We start from the raw sequence: 11,925 nt of genomic DNA on the forward strand, positions 1-11,925 counted from the left end.
GCCTGTCCGTCAGCTCTGGCCAGGGTCGGCGGTGGGCGATGATGCGTCACCGAACCAGCGCGTGAGCGCGTCGGCGAGGGACTCCTCGGATCCGTCCTCGACCCACGCGACGTGGCCGTCGGGCCGCACGAGCACGGCGGTCGGCCGTGCGACCTCCCCGAGAACGGGCAGCTTCAAGGCGCCCTCGAATCGCGCGCCCACCATGCGCACGCGGTCCGCCCCCGGTGAGACCTCGAATTTGCGTGAACCGGCGAGGTCGAGCAGCAGCGGCCGGGCATCGTGCAGGAGCTCGTAGACCCGCGTCGGGCCATCCGCAGTCACGAAGTCGAGGTCGAGGTCGGGCATCCGTCGGCCGAGCAGCGGATGCCCCGCGCCGAGGTCGTACGCGACGTCGAGACCGTGGATACGTGCCGCGAGCTGCGTGCGCGCGGCATCCGTCATCAGGAGGTCGTCGATGATCTCGTTGAGCGCACCGGTGCGCGGGTCGGCGCGCTGGAGGACCGTCTGCGCCATCGAGAGTTGAAGTGCCCGTGCATCCGCGGGATGCCGCTCGGCGGTGTAGGTGTCGAGCAGCGCCTCCGGCGAGGCGCCCTGCACGACCTGCGCGAGCTTCCATCCCAGGTTGACGGCGTCCTGGATGCCCAGCCCGATGCCCTGGCCGCCCGCGGGGTAGTGGATGTGCGCGGCGTCGCCGACCAGCAGGACGCGCCCGTTCCGGTACCTCGCGGCCTGGCGCGTGGCATCCGTGAACCGCGAGATCCAGGTCGGGTCGTGCACGCCGAAGTCCGTGCCGTACACCGCCGTGAGCGCGTTGCTGAGGTCGGCGAGCGTCGGCTCCGCGGCCGTGACGAGTTGCCGCTCGGTCGTGACGACCCGGTACGTCGGTCCGCCCGGCATCGGCAGGAGTCCGTGCGTTCCCGACTCGTCCTGTCGCATCCCCGGCGGCGGCTCCCCCGTCACCTCGACCTCGGCGATGAGGTTGCTCCGCGTGGCCTCCCAGCCCGGGAAGTCGATGCCTGCGGCCTTGCGGATCACGCTGCGGCCGCCGTCGGCCCCGACGAGGTAGCTCGCGCGCCTCGTCTCGCCGTCGGCGAACTCGACGTCGACGCCGTCGTCGTCCTGCACGAAGCCGGTCACCTCGCGGCCGTGCTCGATGCGAACGCCCAGCTCCTCGATCCAGGCGCGAAGTATCGGCTCGATCTGGTTCTGCCAGAGCGCGAGGCCATACGGATGCCGCGTCGGGACATCGCCGATGTCGAGCACGGATGTCCCGAACCTCGCCGTCTGCGCCGTCTGCCCCGCCGCAAGGAACCGATCGGCGATCCCGCGCTGGTCGAGGATCTCGATCGTGCGCGAGTGGAAGCCGCCTGCGCGCGAACCGACGAGCTCCGAGGTGGTACGGCGTTCGACGACGGAGACGTCGACGCCCGCCAGCGCCAGCTCGCCGGCGAGCATCATGCCGGCGGGGCCGGCCCCGACCACGATCACGTCAGTCATGGGGATCATCTTCCTCGTCGCGGGGGCGCGCCCACAGCGTCGGCCGCGCCGCGAGAGGACGCAATGTGCTGCTTTCCCGCGCCAGAAGCGGCACTTTGCGTCCTCTCGACGATTCAGCCGAGGGAACGGCGCTCGGCGGAGTCTGGGACGCCCAACGCCCTCAGTGCGAGCCCGTCGGATCGACGCGGCATCGCCCATTCGAGCGTCGCGGTCTCGGTGCGAGCGGTGACGATGATCGTCTCACTCCTCATGGGCCGTTCATCGATTCCGGCCGGTCGACGCGAGCCCGCGACGGTTTCGATGATCGGGACGACCAACGTGTCCATGGTCAGGCGCCCGGTGCGGATCGTCCACTCCCCGATGAGCCATTCGGGACTGAGGCCGGACTGACGGCCGGACACCACGCGTATCCCGCCCGGGAAGACCTTGCGTCGCGCTCCTGAGCGCTATCCGCCGAGGACGCCATCCGTGACCGTGTCCCCCACGAACCAGGCGAGGACGTCACCGAAGAAGTCTGCGATCATCGCGCGACCTGATCGAGCCGCAGCGCGGCAGGCCCGGAGTATGCACGAACAGCGATCTCCGCCTGGAAGAACGCGTCCGCCTGCTCTCGCACCTCCGTGGCATCCCGGGTCGTCGAGGCGCCCTCGAAGGCCTCCGCCCGGTCGAGTTCCTCCGCCACGAACCGGACGAGCGCATCGTGCGGAGCGACACTGCCGATCTCGCGGGTCACCGCCTTCGTCGCGATCAGCTCGGATGCTGCGTCCCGAACGTTCGACGGAACGTCGGTCTCCCGGAGCAGGGTCGGGAGATCCATGGGGGGAAGGGCCGCCTCCGGATTGTCAGCGAGCCAACGCAACGCCGCCGCCGGCCGAAGCACGTAGAAGAAGCGCTTGAGCGACGGAGTTCCCGTCTGCTGCTGTCGCGCCACGTGCAGGTAGTGACGTGCGATCAGCACTCGCTCGACCACCTCGTTCGCGAAACCCAGCAGGCGATCGCGGAAGCCCACGTCACCCGAGTACACGATCGGCGAGCGGAGCCACTCGATCGCCGCGGCATTGCCCTTCACGACCAAGCGGACGGCCTTGGCGAGATCCCAGCCGTTCACATCGAAGATGCGGTCCAAGGGCGTCTCGATCACGTCCCGCGCCGGCCACAGCGTGAGGTACTCGGTGTCGGGCCGTACGTAGATGAATCGGCAGTCGTAGTCGCTGTCAGGCGAAGGGAACCCCCAGGCTCGACTCCCACTCTCGATCGCCCACGGGATCCGCACGCCGTGCTCCAGCTCGATGCCGGCCAGGCGTGCATCGATCTCAGCGACAACGGCAGAGTCGAGGGAGTCCGGGATCGCGCGCATCCGCTGACCATATCGCGCCCGGCGAAGGCGGGCGTCAGCCCGGCTGACGCACGTGCCGGCCACGCCCACGCGCGCAGAGACTCGCCGGCCTGAGGTGCCCCCATTTGTACGCCTTCGCGATCGTGTAGCCGAGAAATCCGGCTGCGAATACCCATGGCATCCAGACCCCGCCACCGATCCACACCTCGGTGTGCACGATGTCATTGTCGTAATCGATGATCCCCGCAGGTCGATATCCGGCTCGGACGATGCCGCCGGGCTCGGTCCGCCCGTCGAGGTAGACCTCGCGCCTCGTGATCGTCCCGTCGTCGCTCACCCATGTTCCGAGACTCCTGCACCCTCCTCGTGTCCGGGACTCACAGGATTCCTCGGTGAACGTCCCCCACCGCACGGGTTGCGTCGAGTCGATCGCACCCGCGACACCCAGCCCGGCGAGTATGCAGAGCAGGAGCGACGCGAATGCGTAGAAGGCGATCCGGCCGACACGCTGCAGCCGGTTCGGTCGGTTCACGACTCCCTCGAGTGCAGCGCCTTCGCTGCTCGGCTCACAGCCGAGCCCATTTCGCGAGGCGCTTCAGGTAGCGTTGCCGCGCTTCGAGCGTCGCCTCGGGAATGAGCAGGATGCCGCGCCACCCGCCTCCGGTGGCTATCGGACTGAGCGGTGTCCACCTCCACCGGCCGCGTTGGTCGCACCAGACGACGGCGGCCCAACGGTGGTCCGCGTGGACGTCGCGGATCGATGAGCGAGCGATACGACGGGTCCAGAAGAGTCCGACGATCGTCACGCCGACCGTGTCGTACTCCACGGCGGCGCGTTTCACCCTGGTGACCCACCGTGCGCCGACGGTCACGAACAGAACGCCGAGCACCGCGATACCCGCATTCCAGCTCTCGGCAGACGCCATCATGCATGCGATGCCTGCTGCGACGAGCGTTGCAGCGCCGGCTCGATTGCCGAATCGCCAGTGTGCATCAGGCTCGTACCGATTTCCGCCCGTTCGACGGCTCATTCGATACGACCCGTCATGTCGCCCGAGATGTCACACGTTGAACCGGAACTCGACCACGTCGCCGTCCTGCATGACGTAGTCCTTGCCCTCCATGCGGGCCTTGCCCTTCGCACGGGCCTCGACGACCGAGCCGGTCTCGACGAGGTCGGCGAACGAAATGACCTCCGCCTTGATGAAGCCGCGCTCGAAGTCGGTGTGGATGACGCCCGCCGCCTGCGGGGCCTTCCAGCCCTTGCGGATCGTCCAGGCGCGCGACTCCTTCGGGCCGGCCGTGAGGTACGTCTGCAGGCCGAGCGTGTCGAAGCCGACGCGGGCGAGCTGGTCGAGGCCCGACTCGTCCTGGCCGGTCGACGCGAGCAGCTCCGCGGCATCCGCGGGGTCGAGGTCGATGAGCTCGGACTCGATCTTGGCGTCCAGGAAGACGGCCTCGGCGGGCGCGACGAGCGCGGCGAGCTCGGCCTTGCGCGCGGCATCCGTGAGCGTCGCCTCGTCGACGTTGAAGACGTAGATGAAGGGCTTCGCGGTGAGCAGGCCGAGCTCGGCGATGGGCGCGAGGTCGACGGATGCCGCGCTGAGCGGCGTGCCCTTCTGCAGCACCTCGAGCGCCTCGTTGGCGGCCGCGAGCACGGAGGGGTCGAGCTTCCTGCCCTTGACCTCCTTCTCGAAGCGCGTGATGGCGCGCTCGAGCGTCTCGAGGTCGGCGAGGATGAGCTCGGTGTTGATCGTCTCCATGTCGGCCTTGGGGTCGATCGTGCCTTCGACGTGAACGACATCGGAGTCGTCGAACCCGCGCACGACCTGCGCGATCGCGTCGGCCTCGCGGATGTTGGCGAGGAACTTGTTGCCCAGCCCCTCACCCTCCGAAGCGCCGCGCACGATGCCGGCGATGTCGACGAACGACACGGTCGCGGGCAGGATGCGCTCGGAGCCGAAGATACCCGCGAGGGTCTCGAGCCGCGGGTCGGGCAGGTTCACCACGCCGATGTTCGGCTCGATCGTCGCGAACGGGTAGTTCGCCGCGAGCACCTGGTTCTTGGTCAGGGCGTTGAAGAGGGTGGACTTGCCGACGTTGGGCAGGCCGACGATGCCGATAGTGAGAGCCACGGGCGTCCATCGTACCCGGCGGCGGCCCGGGGGCTGCTGTGCGACGGATGTCGGGACCGACGCATAGGGTTCGAGCGTGACCGTTCCGGCCCTCAACGTCCTCGAGCGCGGCGCCGGGCTGCCCCTGCTCGCCCTGCACGGCTTCCCCGTCGACCATCGCCTCATGAGCGGATGCCTCGAGCCCCTGTTCGGCCCCGACGAGCCGATCCGGCGCGTCTACCCCGACCTTCCGGGGCTCGGCGCCTCCCCGGGCGACGGCATCTCCAGCACGCGCGACGTGCTCGACCGGGTCGACGCGTTCATCGACGAGGCGATCGGCGACGAGCCGTTCCTGCTCGTCGGCGAGTCGTACGGCGGCTACCTCTCGCGCGCGCTCGTGCAACGGCGGCGGGCGCAGGTGCTCGGACTCGCGCTCATCTGCCCGATGGTCGTCGCCGACGCGTCCGCCCGGCGCGTCCCGGCGCGCGCGGTGCGCCGCCCCGACCCCGAGCTGATCGCACGCCTCGATCCCGTCGAGGCCGCCGAGTTCACCGACATCGCGGTGGTCGAGTCGACCGAGGCGCTCGAGCGCTTCCGCACCGAGGTCGCACCGGGCCTGGAGGCGGGCGACCCCGTCGCCATCACGCGGATCCGCGGCGAGTACGGGCTCGAGGAGCCGATCGAGCGCGGCGACCCGTTCACGGCGCCCACGCTGATCATCGCCGGTCGGCAGGACTGGGTCGTGGGCTATCGCGACCAATGGCGCCTCGTGGAGCGCTACCCCACCGCGACCTTCGCCGTGCTCGACGTCGCCGGCCACAACCTGCAGTTCGAGCGACCCGAGCTATTCGGGGCGCTTCTTCGCGATTGGCTCGATCGGGTCGCCGGAGAGCCCAGGCGCTGAGCCGCGTCGCTGGTGCAGCGTGAGGTACACGCCCGCGATCACGATCGCGCCGCCGATCACGGCGGGCAGCTCGAGCGTGGCGCCGAACGCGAGCGCGATGACCACGGTGAACACGGGCAGCAGGTTGAGGAAGATGCCCGCCCGTGACGGACCGACCTTCGACGCGCCGATGTTCCAGAGCGCGTAGCCGGCCATCGAGGGGAACACCACGATGTACGCCAGTCCGAGCGCGCCGCCGGGCGACGACGGCAGCGAGACGCCCGTGAACGCGATGAGCGGCAGCATGGTGACGACGGCGAAGACCGCCTGCACCGAGGTCGCGGTGATGGGCGGCGTCACGAGGCGCCGCGAGATGAGCGAGTACACCGTCCACGCGAGCACCGAGCCGATGACGAGCAGGTCGCCGACGCCGAAGCCCTGCTCGACGAGCTGCACGACGTCGCCGCCGGTGAGCACGACGGTCACGCCGACGAAGGCGACGACGATGCCGAGCACCTGCACCCGGTTCAGCCGCTCGTGCAGGAAGATCGCCGCGGCGAGCGCGATCGTGGCCGGGTTGATGGCGCTGATGACCGCGGCGTTCACTGCCCCCGTGAGGCCCAGCGCGGCGTAGAGCAGCAGCGTGTAGCCGGTCAGGCCGAGCACCGACTGCAGCAGGTGCAGCTTCCACTCGCGCCACGCCTCGCGCCAGTTCGGACGCTCGATGAGCCACGCCAGGGCGAGCAGCGGCAGCACCGCGAACGCCCACCGGAAGAACGTCAGCGAGATCGGCGAGATCTCCCGCGTGACCATCTCGCCGAACACGTAGTTGCCGGCCCAGAAGAGGTTCGCGAGCGCCAAGAAGAGGTACATCCGCCCGCGTTCCACCCGAACAGCGTACGTCGCGTCTGGGGGTGGTTCCGACCGCGGTCCTGTGCACGGATGCCGCGGCCGGATGCCCCGACACGAAGCGCACGCTCAGGGCGGTCCCTCCGCGGCATCCGGGGTGCCACTGAACGTGCCCGCAGACGCTGGTGGGCGGAGTCCCCGCGGTCGTATGCTGCGCCTGAGGGTGAAGTCGAGCACCGCTCATGTTCGTCGGCGGTGCGACGAGTCGAGGGGGAATCGGCCATGTACGCCACGTGCAGGCGGATCGGCGGGTGCGCAATTCAGGTCCCGACGCGGCGTGTCGGTGCGACACGCCGGACTCTCGCGCCGCGACACGCCTCCGCACCTGAATTGCACATGGTGGCGGGGGCCTCGGCGAACGTTGTCGTCGGATGCCTCGGGCGGAGGCCCGGGCCATGATGCCGCCGTCGGCGGTGCTCGGTGCGCGCGGCGCGATCCGCGTCGTCGCCGCGGCGGACGCCGTCGACTGGACGCCGCCCTCGTCGGGACGCGTGCTCGCCCGCGCCGACCTCGTCGGCACCGGCGGCGGGCCGCCCGCCATCGTGCTCTCGCTCGCCGACGACGTCGACCCGCGGCGCGTCATCGTGTTCGTGCAGGTCGAGGACCTGCTCTGCACCTTCCGGCCGAGGGGCGACGACCCCGACGCGCTCGAGGTCGTGCTGCCGTTCGGCATCGGTCCGCGACGCGGGATCGTGGTCGTGGTCGAGTGCGAGACCGAGGCCGAGGCCGAGGAGCTCGCCCGCGCCTACGCCGCCGAGCGCCTCGAGGCCGCCGCGCCCGAGGCGCCGCGCGGCGCCGAGCCGCCCGAGGAAGCCGCAGAACCCGGCGCCGAGGCACCGCCGCCACCGACTCGCTCCGCGCCGCCCCCCACACGCTCCGCGCCGCCCCCGCCGGCACCGTCATTCCCGATGCCGACGGCGCCGCCACCGGCCTCGATGCCCGCGCCGAGTGCGCCGCCGCCACCGCCGGCACCGCCTCCCCCGCCGCCGCCGCCGCCACCATCGATGCCCGCACCCGGTGCGCCGCCGCCGCCCGCCGCCGAGCCGCCGCCCATGCGCGGCGCGCCCGCGCCCGGGCCGGTCACGCCCGTCCCCTCCCCGGTCTCGCCGGACGACGGCCTCGGCGCCGGTCCCGAGCTCGGCCCCGAGGATTCGCTCGGCGTCGGGGGCGCCGGCGATGAGCCCATCGAGCGCCGGGTCCTCGCGCACGTGCACGCCGAGATGCCCCGCCGCGTCGTCGTCGACGAGGTCACGGAGGTGCGGTTCCGCCTGAGCCGACAGCGGCTCGAGGCATCCGCGGGCACGACGCACGCCGAGCAGGGGATCATGGTCGACCCGCGACGCGATGTCACCGTGACGATCGCGCTGCGAGGGTTCCGGCTCGTGGCGGGCGAGCCCGAGACCGTCGCCGCACGACTGCCGGAGTCCGACGCGGAGGTCGCGGAGCACGTGTTCCACGTCGTCGGGCCGATCCCGGGCAGCGGCGAGGTGTCGCTCGTCGTGCGCCAGGACGCCGACCTGCCGCTCGCCACGCTCCGCCTCACCGCGGAGATCATCGCGGCCGGCGTGCGCGCCGCGGTCGAGCCGACGCGGGTGACCGCCGACGTCATCGAGCCGGATCCCGAGCTCCTGGTGCTGCCGAGCATCCGCATCGACGAGTCGATCGTCGGCACCGAGTCGGTGCTGCGGATCCGCGTGACGGTCGGCTCGGACTCCGCGGAATGCACGACGCCGCTCGACGACAAGGCCGCGTTCATCTCGCGCACGTACGACAAGGTCGGCGGCATCCGTGCCGAGCTCGCCGAGATCACCGATCGCGACAAGCGCGCCCGCCGAGGCCTCTGGCGCCTGCGCAAGCTCGGCATGGGACTCGCGGATCGCCTCTTCAGCGGACCGGTACGGGAGCTCCTCTGGAACTCCCAGGACGAGCTCGACGGCCTCATCGTGCAGACCGCGGGCGAGCTCGACATCCCGTGGGAGATCGTGCATCTGGTGCCGCCGAAGGACCCGACCACGGCGAAGCAGCCGGAGGATGACCTGATCCCGCGGTTCCTCAGCACCTACGGACTCACCCGCTGGGTGTACGACACCGCGCACCCGATCGACCTCACCGTGACGCCCGCGGGCGTGCGCTTCGTCTGCCCCGAGTACGCCGACCAGCACCTGCGCCTGACGCACACCGCGGAGGAGCGGCGGTTCCTCGAGGACCGGTTCGCGGCGACGACCATCGACCCCGACGACGCCGACGGCATCACCGGGCTCATGCAGCAGGGCTTCGACCTGCTGCACTTCGCCGGGCACGGACGCTGGAGCGCGGCATCCCCGCAGGTGCAGGAGCTCCTGCTGGCGGCGTTCAGCGAGACGGAGGACGTGCCGCTCGCGCGGTACTCCGACGGCGAGCTGCGTCGCGACCTGCCCGACCGCGGACGCCTCGACGATGCGGACACGGGACCGTTCGTGTTCCTCAACGCGTGCGACATCGGCCGCCTGCCGGCGGGTCCGACCGCCCTCGGCGGATTCCCCGAGGCGTTCCTCCGCGGCGGCGCGGCCGCGTTCGTCGGATGCTCATGGGCCGTCGGCGACGAGCCGGCCTCGACCTTCGTCGAGGCGTTCTACGTGGGTCTCGCCGACGGGGAGCTCACGATCGCAGAGGCGGCCCGCGAGGCCCGGCGCGCCGCGCACGAGGACGCCGACCTCTCGGAGCTCGCCTACGCCGTGTACGCCCACCCGCGCGCCCGCATGCACGTCGACCGGCCCGCAGCACCCGCAGCACCCGACCAGCCCGCGGCACCCGACCAGCCAGACCAGCCCGCAGCACTCGACCAGCCAGATCAGCCCGCACCGCCCGCACCGCCCGACCCGCTCGACCAGCCCATCCCGGAAGGACCGCAGCCATGAACGCCGTACGCCCGCCGAGCCCGTCCGCTCCCCCGTCGCCGCCCACCGCCGCGGCACCGGCCGCCCCGCGCGGCGGACCCGACCTCTCGGCGGCCGAGCTCGCCGACCTCCGGCCGCACGTGATCACGCTCGAGGACGGGAAGCTCGCCACCGGCGCCCCCTCCGAGCCGCGGGACGTGGGCGCCTACCGCACCACGACGGGCGACATCGACGCGCTCTTCGAGACGCACCTGCCGGCCTTCGTCGCCGCGCACGCGCCCGGCCCGGTGCCGGTCGTGCTCTACGCGCACGGCGGGCTCGTCGACAAGGCGTCGGGCTTCGGGATCGCTCAGCAGCAGGTGGCGTGGTGGAAGGAGAACGGCGTCTACCCGATCCACTTCGTGTGGGAGACGGGCCTCGGCACGGCGCTCTGGGACGCGCTGCGGCGCTGGGCGTCGGGCGGCCGCCGCGGCTGGGTCGACGAGGCGAAGGACACGTTCCTCGAGGTCGCGGCGCGGCTGCTCGGCGGCGGCGGGATCTGGAACGACATGAAGATCGATGCCGCCGCGGCATCCGTGAAGGGCGGCGGCGGGCACTACTTCGTGCGCGCACTCGCGAAGTTCATGGCCGACCACCCCAACGAGATCGAGGTGCACGCGGTCGGCCACAGCGCGGGCTCGATCTTCCACTCGCACCTGCTCGACGCGGCGCTCGCGGCGGACGTCCCCGAGATCGCGTCGCTCAACCTGCTCGCCCCGGCCGTGCGCGTCGACACGTTCTCGAAGCTCGTGATGCCGCACGCGCGCAGCGGCAAGATCGCGCGCGTCGCGATCTTCACGATGGATGACGAGGCCGAGCGTGCCGACACGTGCCTGCGGATCTACAACAAGTCGCTGCTCTACCTCGTGTCGGCGTCGTTCGAGCCGCAGAAGGCGACGCCGATCCTCGGCATGGCGAAGTTCCTCACGCGCGACGCCGAGCTCGCCGACTTCTTCACCGGTGCCTCTGCCGACGGCGAACTCGTGCTCGCCCCGAACGCGGTGGGCGTGCGCACGGCGAGCGCCGCGACCTCGCACGGCGACTTCGACAACGACGGGCCCACCATGGAGAGCGTCGCCCGGCGCGTGGCGGGCGTGGCGACGGTCACGTCGTTCCCGAGGAAGTCGCGCGAGGTGGCGCCGTGGCCCGAGTACGAGGACGTGCCCGCGGCAGCAGGCTCGCGGTCCGCAGCGGGCGCGGTCGCAGGGGCCGCAGGGGCGGCGGATGCCGCGCCGGGCGCCGGCGCACGCCGGGCGCTCTGCATCGGCGTCGACGCCTACCCCGACGAGGGCGACCGCCTGAAGGGCTGCGTCGCCGACGAGCGCGCCTGGGCCGAAGCCCTGCGCGCCGCGCAGTTCGAGGTCACCGAGCTGACGGATGCCGCGGCCAGCCGCGACGCGATCCTGCGCGGCATCCTCGAGCTCGTCAGCCAGGCCGCGCCGGGCGACGTGCTCGCGGTGCAGTACTCGGGACACGGCACGTTCGTGCCCGACCTCGACGCCGACGAGGACGACGGCGACGTCGCCAAGGACGAGGCGCTCTGCCCCGTGGACTTCCGCAAGCAGGGCCGGCTCATCATCGACGACGACCTCGCCCGCATCTGGGACGTCATCCCCGAGGGCGTCGCGCTCACGGCGTTCTTCGACAGCTGTCACTCGGGCTCGGCGAACCGTGCGCCGCGCGTCGACCTCACGCCCGTCGGCGACTCGCTGCCGCGCGCCGTGGTGCTCACGCGCGAGGACGAGGAGGCGTACCGCGCCGACCGCGGGGTCGCGCCGGTGTCCGACGAGGCCGACCCGGTGCGGGATGCCGCGATCGCGAGCGTGCTCGCGTCCGAGGTGGTCGCGCCGGCCGCTCCGAGGGCCGCGGGGGTGCGCCGCGAGGTGCTGTTCAGCGCCTGCAAGGCCACCGAGGTGGCGTGGGAGTCGGGCGGCCACGGCGACTTCACGCGCACGGCCATCCCGCTGCTGACGACCGGCGTCGGCTCGGTCTCGAACCGGGACTTCGTGCGGCAGGTCGTCGAGCAGTTCGGGCCGAACCGCCGGCAGACGCCCGAGTTCCATGGCGAGGAGGTGCTCGGCGGGCGGATCCTGCTCGGCACGGCGAGCGCGTCGGCCGTCGCCGGCGACGGCGCGGGGACGGTCGGGACCGGTGCGGTGACGCCGGTCGGACCCGGCGCGCGCACCGACGCCGGCGCGGCATCCGATCGGCAGCGCGACGCCGTCGTCGCGATCCTGCGCGCGACGGCCGACCTGCTGGACGCGTGAGGCG

The 11,925-nt window shown here is 71.7% G+C and carries 10 protein-coding genes; 3 read left to right on the plus strand and 7 right to left on the minus strand.

Going from position 1 to position 11,925, the window contains the following annotated elements:
• Nucleotides 1-9: 9 nt before the first annotated feature.
• From ACFVN5_RS12680 to ychF, 6 genes are all read right to left on the minus strand, one after another.
• Nucleotides 10-1,497 carry an FAD-dependent monooxygenase gene (locus ACFVN5_RS12680; RefSeq protein WP_376955564.1) on the minus strand — a complete coding sequence of 496 codons (1,488 nt, stop codon included), beginning with the start codon at nt 1,495-1,497 and terminating at the stop codon, nt 10-12.
• 113 nt (nt 1,498-1,610) lie between these two features.
• Nucleotides 1,611-1,748, minus strand: coding sequence for a hypothetical protein (locus ACFVN5_RS12685; protein WP_376955565.1), 138 nt, complete (start codon nt 1,746-1,748; stop codon nt 1,611-1,613).
• A gap of 269 nt (nt 1,749-2,017) precedes the next feature.
• Nucleotides 2,018-2,923 (minus strand): DNA polymerase beta superfamily protein, encoded by a 906-nt coding sequence (locus tag ACFVN5_RS12690; protein WP_376955566.1) that lies wholly within the window; start codon nt 2,921-2,923, stop codon nt 2,018-2,020.
• Nucleotides 2,889-3,170 carry a hypothetical protein gene (locus ACFVN5_RS12695; RefSeq protein ID WP_376955567.1) on the minus strand — a complete coding sequence of 94 codons (282 nt, stop codon included), beginning with the start codon at nt 3,168-3,170 and terminating at the stop codon, nt 2,889-2,891. Before ACFVN5_RS12695 ends, ACFVN5_RS12690 begins: the two co-directional genes overlap by 35 nt.
• Before the next feature lie 229 nt (nt 3,171-3,399).
• Complete coding sequence (locus ACFVN5_RS12700; RefSeq protein WP_376955568.1) at nt 3,400-3,762, minus strand: hypothetical protein; 363 nt, start codon at nt 3,760-3,762, stop codon at nt 3,400-3,402.
• A 132-nt stretch (nt 3,763-3,894) separates the two neighbouring features.
• Nucleotides 3,895-4,968, minus strand: a complete 1,074-nt coding sequence (gene ychF, locus ACFVN5_RS12705) for a redox-regulated ATPase YchF (RefSeq protein ID WP_376955569.1) — start codon at nt 4,966-4,968, stop codon at nt 3,895-3,897.
• 76 nt (nt 4,969-5,044) lie between these two features.
• Between ychF and ACFVN5_RS12710 the strand changes: the two genes are divergently transcribed.
• Nucleotides 5,045-5,851, plus strand: a complete 807-nt coding sequence (locus ACFVN5_RS12710) for an alpha/beta fold hydrolase (RefSeq protein WP_376955570.1) — start codon at nt 5,045-5,047, stop codon at nt 5,849-5,851.
• Here ACFVN5_RS12710 and ACFVN5_RS12715 read toward each other — a convergent pair.
• Nucleotides 5,792-6,718 carry a DMT family transporter gene (locus tag ACFVN5_RS12715; protein ID WP_376955571.1) on the minus strand — a complete coding sequence of 309 codons (927 nt, stop codon included), beginning with the start codon at nt 6,716-6,718 and terminating at the stop codon, nt 5,792-5,794. The two genes, ACFVN5_RS12710 and ACFVN5_RS12715, sit on opposite strands and share 60 nt — an antisense overlap.
• Nucleotides 6,719-7,134: 416 nt before the next feature.
• Here ACFVN5_RS12715 and ACFVN5_RS12720 point away from each other — a divergent pair, with 416 nt between their 5' ends.
• Nucleotides 7,135-9,636 carry a CHAT domain-containing protein gene (locus ACFVN5_RS12720; RefSeq protein WP_376955572.1) on the plus strand — a complete coding sequence of 834 codons (2,502 nt, stop codon included), beginning with the start codon at nt 7,135-7,137 and terminating at the stop codon, nt 9,634-9,636.
• Nucleotides 9,633-11,921, plus strand: a complete 2,289-nt coding sequence (locus tag ACFVN5_RS12725; RefSeq protein ID WP_376955573.1) for a caspase family protein — start codon at nt 9,633-9,635, stop codon at nt 11,919-11,921. The genes ACFVN5_RS12720 and ACFVN5_RS12725 overlap by 4 nt, the downstream gene beginning before the upstream one ends.
• The last annotated feature ends 4 nt before the right edge of the window (nt 11,922-11,925 follow it).

This window comes from Agromyces sp. NPDC057865, from assembly GCF_042796995.1.
GTDB lineage: Bacteria > Actinomycetota > Actinomycetes > Actinomycetales > Microbacteriaceae > Agromyces.

Excerpts from the sequence above, each read along its gene's own strand:
- ACFVN5_RS12720 (WP_376955572.1), top strand. The coding sequence starts at position 7,135 with ATGATGCCGCCGTCGGCGGTGCTCGGTGCGCGCGGCGCGATCCGCGTC.
- ACFVN5_RS12680 (WP_376955564.1), bottom strand. The coding sequence starts at position 1,497 with ATGACTGACGTGATCGTGGTCGGGGCCGGCCCCGCCGGCATGATGCTC.
- ACFVN5_RS12725 (WP_376955573.1), top strand. The coding sequence starts at position 9,633 with ATGAACGCCGTACGCCCGCCGAGCCCGTCCGCTCCCCCGTCGCCGCCC.
- ACFVN5_RS12700 (WP_376955568.1), bottom strand. The coding sequence starts at position 3,762 with ATGATGGCGTCTGCCGAGAGCTGGAATGCGGGTATCGCGGTGCTCGGC.
- ACFVN5_RS12685 (WP_376955565.1), bottom strand. The coding sequence starts at position 1,748 with ATGAGGAGTGAGACGATCATCGTCACCGCTCGCACCGAGACCGCGACG.